The organism is Hallella colorans, from assembly GCF_003096815.1.
Lineage (GTDB): Bacteria > Bacteroidota > Bacteroidia > Bacteroidales > Bacteroidaceae > Prevotella > Prevotella colorans.
On the sequence record NZ_QENY01000019.1, the window covers coordinates 43,434 to 62,738 of the forward strand.

At 47.1% G+C, this 19,305-nt stretch carries 18 protein-coding genes; 8 read left to right on the plus strand and 10 right to left on the minus strand.

The features are described 5' to 3' along the window. Positions 1–30 precede the first annotated feature (30 nt). The 5 genes from C7379_RS09645 (at position 31) to C7379_RS09665 (ending at position 4,662) form a co-directional block, all read left to right on the plus strand. A complete protein-coding gene (locus C7379_RS09645) occupies positions 31–660 on the plus strand; it encodes an ExbD/TolR family protein (RefSeq protein ID WP_116617137.1) in 630 nt (209 codons plus the stop codon). Further along, positions 660–1,310, plus strand: coding sequence for an ExbD/TolR family protein (locus C7379_RS09650; RefSeq protein WP_116617138.1), 651 nt, complete (start codon positions 660–662; stop codon positions 1,308–1,310). The genes C7379_RS09645 and C7379_RS09650 overlap by 1 nt, the downstream gene beginning before the upstream one ends. Positions 1,311–1,339: 29 nt before the next feature. After that, on the plus strand, positions 1,340–2,185 hold the full coding sequence (locus C7379_RS09655; protein WP_116617139.1) for an energy transducer TonB: 846 nt from the start codon (positions 1,340–1,342) through the stop codon (positions 2,183–2,185). Positions 2,186–2,194: 9 nt separating this feature from the next. Next, entirely contained in the window at positions 2,195–3,154 is a 960-nt protein-coding gene (locus tag C7379_RS09660; RefSeq protein ID WP_116617140.1) for a PstS family phosphate ABC transporter substrate-binding protein, read from the plus strand. 77 nt (positions 3,155–3,231) lie between these two features. After that, positions 3,232–4,662 (plus strand): tetratricopeptide repeat protein, encoded by a 1,431-nt coding sequence (locus C7379_RS09665; protein ID WP_116617141.1) that lies wholly within the window; start codon positions 3,232–3,234, stop codon positions 4,660–4,662. A 128-nt stretch (positions 4,663–4,790) separates the two neighbouring features. On the opposite strand, the gene C7379_RS09670 is transcribed toward C7379_RS09665, so the two are convergent. The 3 genes from C7379_RS09670 to C7379_RS09680 all read right to left on the minus strand — a co-directional run bounded on the left by C7379_RS09670 (position 4,791) and on the right by C7379_RS09680 (position 8,891). Continuing rightward, positions 4,791–5,705: a LysR family transcriptional regulator gene (locus tag C7379_RS09670; RefSeq protein WP_116617142.1), complete on the minus strand. Its 915-nt coding sequence runs from the start codon at positions 5,703–5,705 to the stop codon at positions 4,791–4,793. A gap of 74 nt (positions 5,706–5,779) precedes the next feature. Beyond that, entirely contained in the window at positions 5,780–7,168 is a 1,389-nt protein-coding gene (locus C7379_RS09675) for a threonine/serine exporter family protein (protein WP_243406770.1), read from the minus strand. 34 nt (positions 7,169–7,202) lie between these two features. Then, positions 7,203–8,891 (minus strand): putative transporter, encoded by a 1,689-nt coding sequence (locus tag C7379_RS09680; RefSeq protein ID WP_116617144.1) that lies wholly within the window; start codon positions 8,889–8,891, stop codon positions 7,203–7,205. Between the two features lie 278 nt (positions 8,892–9,169). On the opposite strand from C7379_RS09680, the gene C7379_RS13095 reads away from it, so the two are divergent. Then, positions 9,170–9,295, plus strand: a complete 126-nt coding sequence (locus tag C7379_RS13095) for a hypothetical protein (protein WP_262500766.1) — start codon at positions 9,170–9,172, stop codon at positions 9,293–9,295. Positions 9,296–9,468: 173 nt separating this feature from the next. Here the strand turns inward: C7379_RS13095 and C7379_RS09690 are convergent, their stop codons facing one another. Beyond that, positions 9,469–9,639, minus strand: a complete 171-nt coding sequence (locus C7379_RS09690) for a DUF362 domain-containing protein (RefSeq protein ID WP_116617152.1) — start codon at positions 9,637–9,639, stop codon at positions 9,469–9,471. A gap of 237 nt (positions 9,640–9,876) precedes the next feature. On the opposite strand from C7379_RS09690, the gene porT reads away from it, so the two are divergent. Further along, the gene (gene porT, locus C7379_RS09695; RefSeq protein WP_116617153.1) at positions 9,877–10,620 is read left to right on the plus strand and encodes a type IX secretion/gliding motility protein PorT/SprT; all 744 of its coding nucleotides are present in this window, start codon (positions 9,877–9,879) and stop codon (positions 10,618–10,620) included. An 838-nt stretch (positions 10,621–11,458) separates the two neighbouring features. On the opposite strand, the gene C7379_RS09705 is transcribed toward porT, so the two are convergent. After that, positions 11,459–12,676 (minus strand): ATP-binding protein, encoded by a 1,218-nt coding sequence (locus C7379_RS09705; RefSeq protein ID WP_116617146.1) that lies wholly within the window; start codon positions 12,674–12,676, stop codon positions 11,459–11,461. A 329-nt stretch (positions 12,677–13,005) separates the two neighbouring features. Between C7379_RS09705 and C7379_RS09710 the strand changes: the two genes are divergently transcribed. After that, positions 13,006–14,232, plus strand: a complete 1,227-nt coding sequence (locus tag C7379_RS09710) for an alpha/beta hydrolase family protein (RefSeq protein ID WP_116617147.1) — start codon at positions 13,006–13,008, stop codon at positions 14,230–14,232. Between the two features lie 641 nt (positions 14,233–14,873). On the opposite strand, the gene C7379_RS09720 is transcribed toward C7379_RS09710, so the two are convergent. The 5 genes from C7379_RS09720 to C7379_RS09740 form a co-directional block, all read right to left on the minus strand. Next, positions 14,874–15,935 carry a relaxase/mobilization nuclease domain-containing protein gene (locus C7379_RS09720; protein WP_116617149.1) on the minus strand — a complete coding sequence of 354 codons (1,062 nt, stop codon included), beginning with the start codon at positions 15,933–15,935 and terminating at the stop codon, positions 14,874–14,876. Next, positions 15,919–16,350, minus strand: coding sequence for a plasmid mobilization protein (locus C7379_RS09725; RefSeq protein ID WP_112200046.1), 432 nt, complete (start codon positions 16,348–16,350; stop codon positions 15,919–15,921). Before C7379_RS09725 ends, C7379_RS09720 begins: the two co-directional genes overlap by 17 nt. A gap of 363 nt (positions 16,351–16,713) precedes the next feature. Continuing rightward, positions 16,714–17,184, minus strand: a complete 471-nt coding sequence (locus tag C7379_RS09730) for a DUF3408 domain-containing protein (protein WP_004344884.1) — start codon at positions 17,182–17,184, stop codon at positions 16,714–16,716. A gap of 4 nt (positions 17,185–17,188) precedes the next feature. After that, positions 17,189–18,181: a toprim domain-containing protein gene (locus tag C7379_RS09735; RefSeq protein WP_025078133.1), complete on the minus strand. Its 993-nt coding sequence runs from the start codon at positions 18,179–18,181 to the stop codon at positions 17,189–17,191. 236 nt (positions 18,182–18,417) lie between these two features. Next, the coding region (locus tag C7379_RS09740) for a virulence-associated E family protein (protein ID WP_243406771.1) at positions 18,418–19,305 on the minus strand (888 nt) is incomplete at its 5' end.

The following is a 19,305-nucleotide window of genomic DNA, read 5'->3' on the forward strand; positions in this document are numbered from 1 at the left end:
TTTTGCTAACCCTTTAAAATATTTATCGCTATGGGTAAAGTAAAAATTAAGAAAAGTGACATCTGGATAGACATGACCCCTATGTCTGACGTGATGGTACTCTTGCTGACATTCTTTATGCTCACATCTACATTTGTGAAGCAAGAACCAGTGAGAGTAAACACGCCGGGCTCGGTGTCCGAAATCAAGGTTCCGGAAAGCAATGTCCTCAATGTCCTCGTCAGCAATGACGGCAAGATATTTATGAGTTTGGACAAGACCACCGACAAAGAGGCTGCTCTACAAGACGTTACCGGTCAGTTTGGTATTCAGCTAACAGCTGAACAACAGAAGAAGTTTACGGACGATCCCATGTGGGGCGTGCCGATGAATGACCTTCAAACATACCTCAATATGGACAAGAATAAGATGCCGGAGGCTATCAAAAACTATGGCATCCCAACCGACTCCGTAAAAGGTAAAGAAGGAGACGCGGCTATGAGCGAGTTCCAAATCTGGGTGAAGGCAGCCAAAGAAGCCAACCCCGATGCCAAAATCGCCATTAAAGCCGACGAGAAAACTCCATACAAGACGGTGAAAAAGATCATGAGCGAACTTCAAGACATGAACGAGAACCGTTACTATCTCATTACTCAATATAAGAAACAGGAGGACGCATAATGGCAAAGCAAGGAAAAAGCAAACAGAAGAAGATGGATGTCCGCGTGGACTTCACTCCGATGGTTGATATGATGATGCTTCTCATCACGTTCTTCATGCTCTGTACGTCTTTGGCCAAACCACAGACGATGGAATTGAGTATGCCGAGTAACGATAAAAACTTGAACGACCAAGACAAGACCGTGACAAAGGAATCTTACACCATCACGCTCTATTGCGCTGCCGACAACCAATTATACTACGTTGCTGGTATGGTCAAACCCGAGAAGCCAGATTGTATGAAAAAAACCACGTGGGGAAGAGATGGTATTCGCAAAGTGCTCTTCAACCATGAGACAGAAGATGGAACCACACCTGTGAAGCAGGTAATGGAAGCCAAGGCAAAACTCGACAAGAAAAGAGACGACCCTAACGGCAAAATGTCTGACTCTATATATGCTAAGGAGTTGAGCAAGATCAAGGCTGGAGATTTGGAGGACGGAAAGATCCAAACCATGACAGTCATCATCAAAGCCACAGACAATTCCAGCTACAAAAACCTCGTGGACGCTCTCGACGAAATGCAGATTTGCAGCATAGGTAAGTACGTGATCGACAAGCTGAACAAGGATGACATAGAGCTTCTCAAGAAGAACAATGTCAAGATGTAAGCACTATCGAAACTATTAAAAGTTAAGAAATGGCAAAAATTGATGTAACAACCAACGCGTGGACTGATCTTATCTTTGAGGGCAGGAACAAGGAATTCGGCGCATATAAGCTCCGCAGGACCACCCCAAAGAGAAATATCTACTCCATCGTGGTTATAACGTTGCTGGCTGCACTGTTCATTGCATTTTATATCGCAAAGTCTGCATACGATAGGTATCAGTCTGCGCACCAGAAAAACGAGCAAGTGACAGAGTTGTCGGCATTGAACCAGCCTAAGAAAAAGGCAGAGGTGAAGCGCAAAGATATCCAAATTCCTGAAAAAAAGCAGGAAGTGGTCAAAGAAGTGAAGTCTTCTATCAAGTTTACCGCACCCGTCATTAAGAAAGACAAGGACGTGAAACCCGAGGAAGAAATGAAAACTCAGGAAGACTTGATGAAGACCAACACCGCTATCGGTGCGCTCGATGTGAAGGGAAACAGCGAGAAAGGCGAGGTGCTCAAAGTGACAGAGCGCGTGGCTGACGAGCCAGTTAAACCTAACAAACCAGAAGTTGAGAATAAGGTGTTCGACGTAGTGGAGCAGATGCCTAAATTCCCCGGTGGCGATGCCGCCTTGATGAAGTATCTCTCCGAAAACATCAAATACCCCGTTGTGGCACAAGAGAATGGTGTGCAAGGACGCGTTACGGTGTCATTCGTCGTGGAGCGTGATGGATCTATCACAGATGTGAAAATTGTTAGATCTGTCGACCCGTCGTTAGACCGCGAGGCACAGCGTGTCGTGAGGTCCATGCCTAAGTGGATTCCCGGCAAGCAGAACGGCTCGGCCGTGCGCGTGAAGTACAACGTTCCTGTGCAGTTCAGGCTTCAGTAATAACAATTTATGAGAAAAATAACATCTTACCTCATCGTAGGATTAACACTATCTGCCAGTCTTCTCTCTTCTTGCAACAACAAGAAGGGAAAAGACGGCCGAACAGATACATATTCATCAGGGACGATAAGTTTCGTCTCTGATGAAAGTTTTAGTCCCATTATAGAAGAAGAGCGTTTCGTCTTCGAACACGATTATCCACAGGCCAAGGTCAAACCGATATACACCAACGAGTCTGATGCTATCAATCAGTTGCTTGAGGGCAAGACATGGTTGGCCTTTACGGCTCGCGACTTTAAACCGTCTGAGCTGAAAAACCTGCAAGCCAAGAATTTTAAGCCAGTGTCTCTGAAATTGGCATACGACGCTTTGGCTTTTATTATTAACAAAAACAACACCGATACCCTTATTTCTGTGAAGGATATCGAGCAAATCATGAACGGGCATATCACCACATGGGGACAGCTTTACAAGGGTTCCAAACGTGGTACGATCACCGTGGTGTTTGACAATGCCAAGTCAAGCACTGTCCATTATGTAGAAGATTCCATCCTTGGAGGCAAACCCATCTCCAATCCTAACGTGGCTGCGGTGAATAAAACCGAAGAGGTTATTAAATATGTTGAGAACACCCCCAATGCCATTGGTATCATTGGAAATAATTGGCTCAACGACAAAAGAGACTCCACCAACCTTACGTTCAACAAAAACATTCGTGTGATGAGCGTGAGCCATGTGCATCCTGCCACACCCACCAGTGGCCGAAAGCCATACCAATATTACATTTACAACGGCGAATATCCACTCATCAGAACCATCTATGCACTGCTCAACGACCCGCGTCAAGGCTTGCCTTGGGGTTTCGCACATTTTATTGAAGGCCCAAAAGGACAACGCATAGTTATGAAAACCGGACTGCTGCCCGTCATGGGTAACATAAATGTAAGAAATGTTAATATTTCAGAATAGCGGCAACAAAATCAAGATAACAACAGTTTTATACAATAAAAGAACTTTGCAACATTAACATTTAGATTAAAAGAATTATGAAAGCAGCAAAATATTTATTGATAGGCGCGCTTGCGTTCGCATCAGTGGTGCCAACAATGGCACAAGACAACAAAGCTATCGTGCAACAAGCCACGCAAGTAATCAAGGCAAAAGGTCCTGATTACAAAGATAATGTAAAGAAGTTGTACAAAGAGAACAAAAAAAATCCTGAGGTTCTTGTGGCCATTGGCAAGATTTTTCTCAACGAGAAGGACACTGTCAACGCAGATCGCTTTGCGGATTATGCGCTTGCCCGCGATCACAAGTATGCCAAAGCTTTCTTGCTCAAGGGCGACATTGCCGTAACCAAAGATGATGCTGGCGCAGCAGCTGAAAACTATCAACAAGCCAAATATTTTGCCCCAAAAGATCCAGAGGCTTATTACAAGTATGCCATGATCTTGCGCGGTAGAAGCCCCGAGGAAGCCGTGGCCAATCTCGAGGAGCTGCGTACTCAGCGTCCAGATTATCCCGTTGATGCTCTGTGCGGTCGCATATTCTACATAGCCCAGCAGTATGAGAAAGCTGAGACCTACTATGACAAGGTGATAGACAAGAGCAAGATGGAAGACGAGGACATCACTTACTATGCCATGACAACATGGCTTCTTGGCAAACGTGACAAGAGCATAGACATTTGCAAGACTGGATTGAGCCGAGATCCACGCCGCTCAGGATGGAATCGTATCGCTTTCTACAACTATACCGACCTCAAGCAGACAGAGCAGGCTCTCGACTACGCTGATTGTCTCTTCAACAAGAGCGACAGTGCGCACTACATCGGCGAGGATTACATATACTATGGCACCGCATTGCAAATGGCAGAGCGTTGGGATGAAGCCATCAAGGCTTTTGATCAGGCCATCGAGCTGAACAAGGGTAACGACAAACAGATTGCCATTATTGACAAGGACCTCTCTGATGTGTACCTCAAAAAAGGCGATTACGACAACGCCGTGCTCTATTACGAGAAATCCATCGCCGGCGTGGAGACGACTATGGAGACCCTTGACAATCTTGGCACGCTTTACACTGAGATTGCCTCGAAGAAGACACACGCAGGCGACCAAGCCGGTGCCAACGAGGCATTTAAAAAGGCAGATGCTGTGTATGCGCAGATAATAGAGAAATTCCCCAACTATAAGAACTACGCCAATTATATGCGTGGCCAGATCAATGCCAACTTAGATCCTGATAGTAAACAAGGATTGGCTAAGCCATATTACGAGGTTCTATCCACCTCATTAGAGGGCAAGGCAGAGAAAAACAGTAGCGAGATATCAATGTTGAAGCAGGCTTATCTCTACCTTTTGGTCTACAACTACAATGTCAAGCAAGACAAGGCCACGGCCAAGAGTTACGCCAACAAGCTGCTCAGCATAGATCCTGAGAATGAAGTGGCTAAGCAAGTGGCAGCTATGAAGTAAATCGTTGGTACAGGCACGTCGCTGACAACCACGATTTACAGTTAAAAAAATACCAAATCCCCTATCACCAGCATGGTGATAGGGGATTTTTCTTGCCATTTGCGCAGTGCAACCTTGTCCTTTGCAACCTACAGCAAAATATCTTTGAGCGCGAAATTTGTGAAGATGCTGGCAGAGCTGCACAGCATCTTGATAAACTCTTGAGCCGCATTTTTGAGATAAGCATCTTTGAGCATGTGTATGCAGCCCTCTATTTGGTTGTCGGGCATGTCTATGGGGATGGCTTTCAGCTCGTTCTCGTGGTGCAAAACGGTAGACTCGGCCAATATGGACACATAGTTGGTGCGGTACAACAGTTGGAAAATCAAGTCCACATTGTTTACCTCTACCTTTATCTTCAAATCTAAATCTTTATCGGCCAACAATTTATCAAAAGCCCTTCGAGCCAGCAAGCCACGTGCGGGGAGCACCAATCCGTGGTTTTGCAACTCTTCGATCTTGACGCTTTGCTGCTTGGCCAATACATGGTTGCTGTTCATGACGGCGGCCAATCGGTTGCTGAAGATGACCCTGCTGTCAATATCCTTGTTAAATTTGAGTGGCAAAAAGGCCAGCACAAAATCCACCTCCCTACGCTTAAGCATATCCATCAACTCTTCCATGGATTGGTAGAAGATGTTGAGCTTGACACCCGGGTGTATCTTCATGAAGTCTACCATGGTGTCCATCATGATGGTACTGAAAGAGTATGTCACGCCGATGTTCAGCTCACCGGTGAGCATTTGTTTCAAATCAGCCATGTGGTCGAAGCACGAGTCGGCGGCCACCACGGCTCGCTGGGCGTAGGGCAGCAGCTCGCGTCCCGGTTCGGTGAGATGCACCTCGTGGCTGTTACGCTCAAAGAGGGGCAGTCCCACCTCGTTCTCCAAGTTGCTAATTTGTTGCGACAGCGTGCTCTGCGATATGTAGAGCCGCCGGCTTGCCTCCGAGAAATTGAGCGTCTCGGCCACTTTCAAAAAATATTTTAGTTGTCTTATTTCCATTGTGTTCTGCTTGTTTCAAATGCAAAGATAAGCATAATCATCAAAAGACGTATGCCTTGTGGCCAGCTTTACTATTATTGGCGTGTACGAATTTTAATCGCTTGTTCTCGCCTTCGCTGCATCAAGAGGTTGTAATATCTCATTTTACGTTTATTTTGCCACATGCGCCTAACGAATATATTTGGCACGGCCACGCCCACCGCGATAACCAATATGATGAGCGATGCCATGATAAAATTGTGCATTCCCACCGTCACTTCTCCCACAACGCCCTGCATATCAACAAAGGCGAACAGTGCGCGATACATCAACACGCCCGGCACCATCGGTATGACGCTGGGTATGGACAGACACTGGTGGGGCGTATGAAACCAGTGCGTGGCCATGGCGCAAACCAGACTGATGAGCGTAGAGCCCACCAGCGAACCAATGACGATACCTTGATCCAGCCCGGTGTTGCCGGTGCTCGGTCCCAAATTAACAAAGTTGCGGCAACACACGGCGATGATGCCTCCCACCGCGATTACAGGCAGCAATTGGCGTGGCGTGTTGAAGATGGTGGAGAAGCCTATGGCCGAGATGGCCGCGGCGACGGCAAACTCTATATAGTTATGGTGTGGCACCATTGAGAGGTCGTGCACGAAATTGTCTATCCCACAGAAATCTATGGCAAACGTGATGCCGAACACCATCGCGATAACCATGAGCAGGGTGTTGAGCGCACGTATAAGTCCCGTCTGTATGTGCCCGTTGAGCATGTCGCTCACAAAATTTATCAGTGGCACGCCTGGCACGATGAACAGCGCGCAGGCCAACAGCGGGTGCCACGGCGTGTCCGAAACGACGCACGATGGCAAGGCGTGGGCCAACGTGGGCGAAAGAGATATAAACGAGCTGAGCCACGCCAATATCGTTGACACGAAGGCGGCAGTACATATACTGATATAGCTGTTGGCCCCTTTGGCTCCGAGAAACATACGCAGCCTGAAACCGAGGATGGCCGCCAGCGACGCATAGAAGAAGGCCGGCCAGTCGCAGCCGAACTGGATGCAGAAGCCGCCGCAAGCAAACCCAGCTGCGATGGCCACCTGCCATGGCGTGTAATGGCGTGGCATACGCTTGATACGGTCCAGCTCTTCGGCATATTTCTCCACGTCATAGTTGTATTTGATGGCCCGCCACGTGAGATGGCTCACGCGTGTCACGGCATCCATGTCAATGCCGTGCTTGACGCATTTTTGAAACTTGGTGTACGATTTCTCGTTGTTGCTGTAGTTGAGCATCAATACGTTATAGTTGATGTAAACGTTCAGCAACCGTTCGTCCAGCTCCCAATGGTCAGCCACACGCTTCATGTTTCTCACTATCATCACGGTGTCTGCCGAGCAATCCATCAAGAAACAGCCTGTCTGCAAGAGTAAATCAAGTTTCCGATGCAGTGTAGCCACATCGGAAACATTCATCGAATCATTATTCATATTATCCTGAAAGAGTCTTTTATCCTAACACGAAAATCATGATTTGTATTGTCACGATGCGCATGAACATGGCAAAAGGGTACACCGCCGAGTAGCCCACGGCTGGTGAGTTGCTTTGCGTCATGTCGTTTACGTAGGCCAATGCCGGCGGATTGGTATTGGCACCTGCGAGCACGCCCAACAAAGTGAAATAGTTGATGTGAAACACATAGCGACCTATCAGTCCTCCTATGAGCATTGGTATCATGGTGATAATCAGACCGTAGCCTATCCAAGTCAAGCCTGCCTGCGTGGCCACGGTTTGCACAAACTGGCTTCCGGTGCCTAAACCCACGCATGCCAAGAATATGCACAGGCCAAATTGTCGCAGCATGAGGTTAGCGCTCAACGTGTTGTAAGTGACGAGATTGTGCTTTGGCCCGAAATACCCGACGAGCAGCGCCACGATGAGCGGGCCGCCCGTAAGCCCCAATCGCAGGGTGGCCGAGATGCCTGGCAACACGAATGGCACGTTGGCCAAAATACATCCTAACATGATACCGAGAAAGATGGGTATAAGGTTGGGGTCGTTCAGCCGGCGTTCGCTGTTGCCAAAGACCTTCCCTACGTGACTGATGGCCAGCTCTTTGCCCACCACGGTCACACGGTCGCCCATCTGTAGCCTGAGCTTAGGCGTTGCCACCAAGTCCACGCCAGAGCGGCTTACCCGGGTGATGTTTACGCCAAAGGTGCTCCTTATCCTCATTTGCTCTATCGATTTGCCGTTGACGGCAGTCTTGGTGATGAGTATCTGGCGTGACACAAGCTCATTGCCAAACTTCTCCCAGTGCATCTCCACGCACTCTCCCAGCAGGGCGCAGATGGGTTCTTGGTCTGCTGGTCGCGCCACGATGAGCAGAGTGTCGCCCACGTGCACCACGGTGCGGCTATCCACCACCTCGTCGTGGCGGCCGTCTTTGGCGCGATATATGCGCGAGATCATAAAGTCGCGTTTGAGCAATTCGCGTATGTGCTTTACCGTCGTGCCGTTAATGGTGTCGTTGCTCATCCTGATGGAAAAGGTGTTCAGCGTGATGTTTTCCAAATGGCCAATGCCACCCTCGGCCGCTTTCTCCTCGTCATTCACGTTAATTCGCAACACCCATTTGAGAATGAGAAACGACAATATCACCCCCAGTACACCCATGGGGTATGCCACGGCATAGCCGGTAGCTATCGTTGGTGCGTCAATACCACGCAGGTCGCTGTATGCCTGCTGCGCCGTTCCCAAGCCGGGGGTGTTGGTCACGGCACCCGACAATATGCCCACGACCGTCGTGAGGGGCGTGTCCGAAAGATAAAACACACCTACCGCCGACACCAAACTGATGGCTATCACGATGGTTACAAGCACGTTGAGGGTCTTGCTGCCCTTGGTAAACGATGAGAAGAAACCCGGTCCAACCTCTAAACCAATGGAATAGACAAAAAGTATCAACCCAAACTCCTTTAGAAAATGCAGTAAGTGCACGTCCAGATTGAAATTGAAGTGCCCTAAAATAAGTCCTACAAAAAGTATCCATGCCAATCCTAACGACAGCCCTTTTACCTTTATTCTGCCCAAATACAGTCCTGCCGTTATCACAAGCGCCAAGATCATGACGGAGTGAGCGACCCCGCCACCCCAAAACTCGGGAAATCCCCTGAAAAGATTAACTATTATTTCCATTTGTCCTATTAAATTTCGATGGTGCAAAGTTATGGCGAATCGCAAACGACAACAATGCTTAGCGTTGACAAATCGCGATACCCGCTATCAGTTTTTACCATGACTTGAGTGCTCAAACCCATGTTTTGCCAGAAACACGAAAGTCCTCTCATACAATTAAAAACACCGAAAATAGCATTAACAGCACAGAGGTTCGCACGCCGGACAAGCCCATTTGCCTATTGATAGGACAAATTGTCGCTAAAACAAATACCGATACCACCTACAATTTAATCTTTATGCAATCAATTAGACAATACGTTAACCATGCCCATCGACGTTCGTTTCTGTCGAAAGGCAATCTTGCCCAGCGCCCGGTCAACCAGCAGGCGCAAGCCTACATCATTTTATATTTCTCTTATTGAGCCCTTGCACCTAAACAAAAAAAACTTGGCCATCAGTGTGCAAGCTCTCCCAATGCCCGAGCAAAAAAATCCCAAAAGCCGTGGAACGACCTTTGGGACAAAAATCTTCAAATTATGAAAATAGAATGAATGATTGTTTGTCTTTAATCCATGTTCTTGGAAAGACAATGCGTTTATTCACCGAGGTGGATAGCTTCTTGTGGGCAAACAGCGGCACAAGACCCACACTCTGTGCATGCGTCAGCGTCAATTTTGTAGATGTCGCCTTCTGAAATAGCCTCTACCGGGCACTCATCGATGCAAGTTCCGCATGCGATGCAGTCTTCACTAATTACGTAAGCCATAATAATTCGTTTTATTGGTTCAAAATGTTTTTGTACAATATGTAAGCATGTGGGTGACATTGTTCACCCTTTGAAATATGGTGCAAAGATAAATAAAATATTCAGAATACCTACAAATGATGATGTTTTTTTTTGAAATATTTATTTTTCCATTGACATGAAAGTCGTTTCATGTATATTTATCAACACAGATTTCGTTATAAAGCAATATTCAACCCACCGCCACGTTATATCAACATGAAAAGAGTGCTTATCATCTCTCTCGTCGTCTTGGCCACTGTCCACGTGGCTTCGGCGCAGCGCAGAACAGTCCAAAACCGTCCCTACACCGACCTTAGGCCCTTCCATTTTGGCATTTTGGTAGGTCCGCATGCCCAAGATATCGAGTTGACCAATGTCGGTCCGCAAATCATCATTAATGATGATGGCTCGCCAAGCGAGCACACCATCACCGCAGACCAAGATCGCTGGGACCTTGGCTTTCACGTGGGCGTGCTCGGCGAGTTCAGGCTTAGCGACGATTTCCAGTTGCGCGTGGCGCCCACCCTCTATTTTGGTAATCGCCACATCGTGTTCCAGAACATGCACCCACGAGCCATCGACACACTCACCGAGCACAGGCAAAATCTCAAGACCGTGTACGCGGGGTGCGCCACCGATATCATCTTTGGCGCAAAGCGCTGCAACAACCACCGGCCTTACATCATGGCCGGGCTTAACCCCATCATCAATCTCACCAACAGCAAGAACGATTACATCGCCTTGAAACGTTACGACTTGTTTCTTGAGGCGGGCGTAGGGTGCGATTTTTATTTGCCATTTTTCAAGCTCAGGCCTGAAATCAAATTCATGTACGGCCTGACCAACGCTTTAGACCCCAACTACCCCAGTCGCATCAAAGACAAAAACATGCTGCCATACGCCAAGGCCGTGAACAAGGCGCAGTGCAAGATGGTCGTTATCACATTTTATTTTGAATGACCTCCATTCCATTCCGACCGACAATAACAGTTGCTCTCTCAACGTATTAAACCTAATTAAACCTCATAAAAAATACCCTGCCACATCAATTGTGCATTGAAAACATTGTGCGTTGAACATTGTGAATAGTGCATTGAAAACAGTAGTCTTTCCTCAAATCCGCAACTAAGCCTTTCAACGTCCTTCTTGCGTGTACACATCCTCTCATTACTGATTTTGCAGATAATTTGAACTTGAAGCACCCACTTCTGCCTACAATATCCCCTTACCCCACAATGTGACTTGAGGCATTACAGATGATAATGTGGAGTCAAATTGCTCCATGATTGATAATAATCCCCCAAAAGGAGTGAGTTTCTCAGATTTAATTTGTATCTTCGCTATGTCTATCGTCGGATTCTCTTGTTTTTTTGCAACACTAAGATAAGGCTGGTTCTATAAATTACCACCGCATATAGTCATTAAATGTTTGTGAAATACGTTTTGTTATCTTTTGGCTTCTTTTTGGTTCAAAATGTAAGTTCACTCAGTCGTGTAGCTCGCTACACTCCTTCACTCTCTTGCATTTTGACCTCAAAAATAAGCTCAAAATCTAACAAAGCTAATTTATAGAACCAGCCATAAGTGAAAATCCTGACATGGCAAAATCCTGAGCAACTTTTTGTTGCTCAGGTACTTAAAAAGTTTAAGTTATAATAGTGTTGCGGAATTAAGGTAGTATATGAATGCCAGATTATCATGTAGCGATGTAGCGAAATTACTTTCTGCCAGCAAAAATACTGTTATTCAAATGGTTACTTTCGCTACAACAGAAACAAATAGAACTTTTCCGCTACAATTATTCCTGATTAAGCAGACTTTCAATATCACAACTTAGGAAATCTTCCAAAGAAACACCGCCCGTACCTACTACAAATGCCCGTTGGGGATGGAATGCTTCTACGAAAGCTGGCAATCCGGAATTCATTCCGCGATGACCGCTTTTAACCTCTATAGCTGTCAACTCACCATCGTTATCTATAATGAAGTCAACCTCTTTGTCACTCTCGTATTTACTTCTTGATGGCTCACGCCAATAATACACCTTGTAGTCCAGTTCCTCTGCCATACTCAGGATGTGTGCTCCTATAGCACTCTCCACCCATCGTCCCCAAAGCTTTGTGTCCGTCCGGTCGGCAAGGAACGAATGGCCTTTATAGGCGGTCAACAGCGCATTATTATATACTTGGTATTTGGGTACAGAGCCACGCTTACGTGCATCGTCACGAGCATATTTCTGCAGACCTGTCAACAGGGCGCACTCATCAAGAATATCCAGATAGGCTGCAAGCGTGGTCACATTCCCGGCATCCTGCAACTGCCCCATTAACTTGGTCAGCGACAGAATTTCGGCAGAGTAGCCACATCCCAACTCAAAAAGTTGCTTCATCAACGCTGGCTTGTAGATGTTTGAAGTCATAATAACATCCTTCTCAATGGCAGGAGCCACCAGAGAGTCCTTGATATACTTACGCCATCGCTTCTCGTTATCAATCATGCCTGCAGGTCCGGGATAGCCACCAAAGTAAATATACTGGTCAAGCGTAACGCCGAAGGCATCTCTCATCTCCTGTAGGCTCCAGTGTCCAAGTCGAATCAATTCAAAGCGGCCAGCCAACGATTCTGTCATTCCACGTTTCAGCAGAAGGCGACTACTACCAAGCAGCACTACCTTCAGGTTCACGCGTCGACGACAGTCTTCATCCCATTCGCGTTTCACCACTTCACTCCAATTGTCAATCTTCTGCACCTCGTCAATCACCAGCAGGCGCTCCTGCTCTTTACGTATTTGCATCGTAGCACGGGCTGACTCCCATACGCGGTGAATCCAGTCACTATCCTTAGGGTCTACAGCGTCAGCAACTTCTAAGGTATACGGAATGGAGATGTCATCCAGAACCTGGCCGACAAGCGTGGTTTTTCCTACCTGTCTAGGCCCTGCCAATATCTGCATAAAGTGCCTTGGTTCAAGGATGCGCTCCCGGAGCGTGTGATATTGCTTTCGTATATAAGTCATACTCAAAACGATTGTAGATTTTGCTCAATTCTTATTGCAACTTTACTCAAATCTCACTTCAAAATTACTCAATTCTTCCGAGTCGGCCAAATAAAAGAATCATAAAATCAACAAATTCCTCCAAAAGGAGTGAGTCTCTCAGATTTAATTTGTATCTTCGCCATGTCTATCGTCGGATTCTCTTGTTTTTTTTGCAACACTAAGATAAGTGAATTCTTCGACATGGAAAAATCCTGAGCAACTTTTTGTTGCTCAGGTACTTAAAAAGTTTAATTTATAATAGTGTTGCGGAATTAAGGGTGAATAGTGCATTGAAAACAGTAGTCTTTATGAAACTTATTCTATTTTTATTCTTTATGCTGTGCCAACCCATCGCTGCCCAAGACATCGACGGCACTTGGAAAGGCACGCTTGAGGCCGGTACGCAGCGGCTCACCATTGTGCTGCGTGTGAGCACGGCGCAAAACACTGTCACTATGGACGTGCCCGAGCAGGGCGTGGAGCGGTTGCCGCTCAAGGTGAACACGCTCCGGGCAGACTCCATCGACGTGGCTTTCGACCGCTTGGCATTACGCATCACCGCCGTGCCCACACCCGGCGCACTTGTGGGACGTTTCCAGCAAGGAATGTTCGCCACGCCGCTCACCCTGCGACCGGGCACCGTGACTTACAACAGGCCACAACAACCACAGCCACCCTATCCCTACGAGACACGCCAAGTGACCTTCCGCAACGACAATGACTGTGTGCTGTTGGCCGGCACCCTCACGCTGCCCGTGGGCTACAAGCAGGGTAGGCGTGTGCCCGTGGCGCTTATGGTGACGGGCAGTGGGCCGCAAAACCGAGACGAGGAGCTGTTCTATCACAAGCCCTTCTTTGTCATGGCCGACTATCTCGCGCGTCACGGCATAGCCACGCTGCGCTATGACGATCGTGGCGTGGCAGCCTCAACGGGCAATTTTGCCACCGCCACAACCCATGATTTCGTCGCCGACGCGCGCTGCGGACTGGCTTGGCTCAAAGCCACGCGCATGTTTTCCAAGGTTGGCGTGGTAGGTCACAGTGAGGGTGGCATGGTGGCATTCATGCTGGCGAGCGAACACTTGCCCGATTTTATAGTGAGCCTTGCCGGACCGGCGTGCAGGATAGACACCATGATGGTGATGCAGCTTAATGGCCTCGGCAAGGCGCAGGGCGCGACCGCCAACGTGGTGGCCGACACGCGTGAGGTGCGGTCCATGCTGCTGAGACAGGCCAACACGCCGTGGATGCGCCAATTTATAGACACCGACATGCGTCCCTACGTGCGTGCCACACGCTGCCCAGTGCTCGCCCTCGGTGGCGAGGCAGACCTCAACGTGCCGCCAGCCATCAACACCCCGGCTCTTAAGGCTGGCCTGTCGCACAACCAACATGCCACTATCAAGGTGTACCCCGGGCTGAGCCACTCGTTCCAGTTCAACCCGTCAGGATTGCCATCCAACGCCGTCAATATAGATCAGACCATAGCGCCCTGTGTGCTGGCCGACATCGCACGGTGGATTAACGCCCTGTAGGGCGGCCGCGCCAACGCTGGTTTTTACCACAACCGCTGGCTTGGGCACCGTCTTGGTGATGTAAGCGCCATCTTATGCTGAAGAAAGAGCAGGGTAGGGAAATCACGTGTGGGCATGAATTATTCCTCCGTTTGCTCCCGGGCGAAGGGCTCATGCTCCCCCCACATGGACGACGGCGCGCGTCCTGCCCCAACCAATCTGTACAGGCAAGTACAAAAAACGTGTAAAAGACATGGATGTACAGCATGTTAATCGCGTGTGGCTATCAGCGGTCGCCTCTGTTTGGACCAATGATGCCGAACGCTGTCTGCGCGTTGTCTCAGACATCGGAAACAATAAGAAATACAGAGAAATGATTTCAGGAAGAGGCACTCTTATGCCTGCCGTTTGCCAATGTATACTAATGGCAGCATAAGATAATTATAAAAATATATCTGTCTGAAAATAAGGAAGTTACCTTGTTGATGCAACTAAACTGGTAACGATTTGGAAACGAGCGAACTACTTCAAGTCGCTGTATTCTACCTAACAAAGAACGCTTGTTATTCTGTTTGCAAAGATAATACTTTGCTACCGAATAACAAGCGTTTTTGATGAAATATTCCTGTTTCTGCACTTTTGACTGGCTGTTTGCCTGTGGGTTATATACCTCTTCCTCTTTTCTTCTTTCTGTTCGCTTGGTTTCTGAGTTTGCGCTGCCACGCAGCTTCGGCATAGTCATTGCCCTGTGCGGATGGTGTAATCAAATCGCCCAATCCTTCCATCAGTTCGTCGGCTGCGCCAACAATGGTGTCTGCCACTGCACCAATGGAATCTTGCACTCGTGGGGTGTCATTGTCTCGTGAAATTGAGGAACGGCTTGGAGGTACGAGTTGATAACCTGTATCAGGGCGTTCTTTCCTTTCTGTCGGCTCTTGTACTGTTAGATGTGGTTTCCTTGGCTCTTCCCTGTTGGTTGGTTCAAAGTTCTTCTGCAAGGAACGGTAGCCGAACTCCCTGCCAATTTCAGATGCCTTGAAAGATTGTCCTGCGTATGAGAACCTCAAGCCATAGACCTTGCCCTGCTTGTTCTTCATGCGCTCTATCGCGATGCCGTTCTTGTTCAACTCGTAGAGAAACATGGAGTGTCCCGTGATGCCTGTATCTCTGTACTTGTCAAGCAGGGAATAACAGATTTGTTGCACCACTTTCTTTGCTTGCTCTCTCGTCTGGCTGACTTTTGCCTTTTGGTATTTCCTTTCCGCCTTAATCTCCTTTGCGATGGTCAAGCCTTTCTCTCTGCTTATTTCCTCCGCCACTCTCGCTGCCCTATTGCTCACAAAGGTGGTATCATAGACCTCTCCATAAAGGCTGATACGGTTGGCAATGATGTGAATGTGTCTATTATCGGTGTCCTTGTGCGTTACCGCCACCCATTGGTGGTTGTCAAGTCCCATTCGCTTGGCAAACAAATGGGCTATTCCCATAAGCTCGGATACAGGCAGTCTTTTCTCGTCCTGCGGTGCAATGCCTATTTCGATACGGAGAAACTTGTTCCTGCAACGGCTGTTGTAGTCACTGACCACTTTCATTTCCTCATAGATTGTCTTTGGCTCCCTGCTGCAAAGATTATGGAAGGCAAGCCGACTGCCGAGTTTGCCCTCTCTGAAAATATAGTCTAAAGCCGTGCTGCCATGCGATATCGCCTTACACTTTCCTATCATCTCTTCTCATATTTAAGACCTTATATATATCATCGTCTACACGAAAATGAGGGTCGTAGAATCTCTTAAATGCCTCTTTGGCACATAGCGAAAGGTTCTGTGTAATATGTACCCATCTCTCATCTTTTACTTTGATGAGGTTAGAAATCTGCCCGTAGAACCTTCCTGTATGCTGAAGTATGGCAATGGCTTCCCTTTCATTTTCGGTCATCTTGGGAACGGCTGCCACCTCTCCATTTAGGAGTAACTCACGGCAGTAATCGGAAAACTTACGTCCCGCACTTTCTGCCTTTGACTTAATACGCTGCTTTTCTTCTAAGGTGCATCTTACCTTGATGAACTCTGTCTTGTTCATCCGCTGTTCTTCCTTATCCTTTGGCTGCCATCGGGCAGCTTTTCCTTTGTATCTATTCATATAAGTTTCCTTTGAAAGTTAATCATTATAGATAATTTGTTGTTGCTTAATTTCTGAATGCTGACCGATGAGAACGTAGTGATTACGGTCTTATCTCCCCGACAATCTAACGAGGGGAGCTGGACGCAGTTTGTGGGTACAAACTGACGTCTTGCAATATCAGCTAACGAAACGTTTACGCACAAGGCGTTTTGCTGCTTGAAAGTGAATGCTGTGCATTCCGTGTTTAACTGTGTTCGTGGTGTTCTCATCATTCAGTATGTTTGACAAATTTCTGTTGCTATGTTCTCTAAAAAAGGGTTGAGAGTTTTGAGTGGAATAATAGCCCCTTTTCCCAAAAGTCCTCGACCCTTTTCCTGTGATTTATAATCTCCTCCATTTATCTATGTCCTCACCGTACTCTTCCAAATGGAGACGCACGATGTTCTCCACGAAACTTGAAAGGTTGCTGCCCCTGTCGCCTAACCTGCGCACGATGAAGTCGGCATGCTCCTGCGTTTCTCGGCTCAGATAGACCGCCTTTCGGTTGCACAGTTTGGTTGGCACAAGATAGGCTTGCTTGTAGGCTTCGAGTGTTTTCTTCCTCATTTTGGAGCTGATGCGTCTTTGAACAGCCATATTCTCAGTATGCCGTGTATGCTCGGATTTCCCAGAAGTGATATCCGCTTCTCCTTGAGTAACACTGTCCTCATTTATTTCTACGTCCGTTGTTATTTCCTCCACAGGAACGGGTTGTGCTTCCGTCTGTGGGATTACCTCATTGTCCATTTTATCATCTTGGCATTCCAAGAACCATGAAAGGTCTTTGTCATTCATCATTGTTTTCTTTTTCATTTCTCTATCTCATTTTATGTTTGACTTGTTTTGATTTATTGCTTTGATTTTGTTCTGTAACCGACATGTGTGCCAGTATCTGCTCTTTATGATTCTGTCGCTCACGGACACGACTGACATGAAAATCGTTGAGATCCTTGAAGTCTTTGTAATGTATGTTCATGTCCTCAACATGGAAGCCTGCCTTTATGAAATCTTGAACAGCCCTCCGCCCAGCATCGTCATTATCAAGGAAGGTACGAATGGAAGATATTCCCTGCGCATTCATATACCGAATTGCTTTGGCGGTATTGCTCACGGAGTTTAGCACAAGGCAGGCACTTGTTACTTCTTCTTTCATTGAAAGAAAAGAAAGAAAATCCATAAATCCCTCGAACACACAAGTTGGCTGTATTTGGTTTATTATCTTGTCGGTGAATATAGGAGTAATGTCCTTCGGAGCTATCGTTCCCTTGAACGTGCCATTGTCCCGAAGTTCATGCCCTCCTGATTGATTGGCAAAGCCGATGGATTGATAGCGCCTGCCCCTTACCTCATAGCTGATACATTTAAGGAAAGGCTTTGCCTTTTCCAAATCAATGCAGCGTACCTTTGTAAGATACTCCTGCAAATGTGGCGGTAGGGTGTCTGATATACTTATCAGTTTCCTTGTCTCGTTTGCAGCCATCGTTGGTTGGAGATTGTTTTGTGAGAAGTCTTTGTGAGAACTATATACTGTATTATCGGGAGCGTTCTGCCCCAAGTGGTGGATGGCTTCCGATAGCGTGCAGCCCTCCAAACGCATACAGAGGTCGATGATACTTCCGCCCCTGCATTCGGCATAGTCTATCCAAAGGTTCTTCTCTGTGTCCACTTTGAAACTCGGATGTGTTTCTGCACGCAGCGGTGAGCGGTACAACGCATAGACTGATGTTCTGCGTACAGGCTTGATGCCTTTACTTTCAAGATACTCCACGATGGGGTATTGCTTGATGCGTGATAAATCTTCTTCTTTCATTGTGATATGTTTTAATTGAATGGATTGAATAATTTGTGTTTGAATGACAATGGTGTATTTGAATGATATTTGAATGGTAGGTGAATGCTTATTGAAAGAAAATCTTTTTTCAGAAGTTTTTCCCCTCCAAACTTTTTCATCTTTCTTCTTACTACATACTATTTTGACATAAGTAGTTGATTTCCAATATTATTTTTTAGTCCCAAGTTATACTACCAACCTACTACATGTGCCTACTACATCTGATAGTTGCAACTGCCTAATAAAGGACAAGGCAATATCTTCCTTACCTTATATACATAGATGGGACTGCCACCCTCTCGCCTCTTGCTCACTTTCTCAAAGCCTGCCCTTTTCAGGGCTTCGCCCATGTGCTTTAAGGACAAGGGATGATGCGTGTAAAGTCCCAAGTAGGTGATTATCTCTGTGGTAGTCATATAGGTACAGTTGGGACTATCCTCCGTAGGTTTCTCAAAACAGCGCAACAGTAGTTCCATTTCTGCCGTCTGTACTTGGAAATCCTCACTCTCCCTGTATAGTTCCGTTATCTCTTCATCGTCAAACCAATAGCGGAAACCTATGCTCAGCAAGGCTTTCGCTTCCGCATAGACATTATCCATAGAAACAGCCTTTGCTCTCTCAATATCTATGGAAAGCACTTCAAAGGGCAGAAACCGTCTGCTGCCTGTGGGGTCGGTAAGGAAATCGTTACCATTTACCGATGCAACGAAACTCGCCAAGTGTGGGTGTTCCTCCACATACTTGTCGTAAGGCATACGGTACTTGACCATCGGACAGGTGATGAGGTTTTTCAGTTCGTTCTCGTCACGCTTGTTGAGGGCTTTGAGCTGGTCGTCAATGTTTACGATGAGGTTTTGCCCTATATAGGTAAGCGTGTCCTTCTCTTGCGGATATATCTTTCCCGTGTAGCTGTAACCATGCAGGGCAGGTGGGCAGAGCAAGTCAAGGAAAGTTGTCTTGAACTTGCCCTGCTCGCCTGTCAGTACAAGACAGGTATGGTTACGGCATTCACGGTCGTCCATGGCGTTGGCGACCACTGCCACGAGCCATTTGGTAAGGTATGGCAGCCACTTGTCAGAGTTGCGCACAACTACGCAACTTGC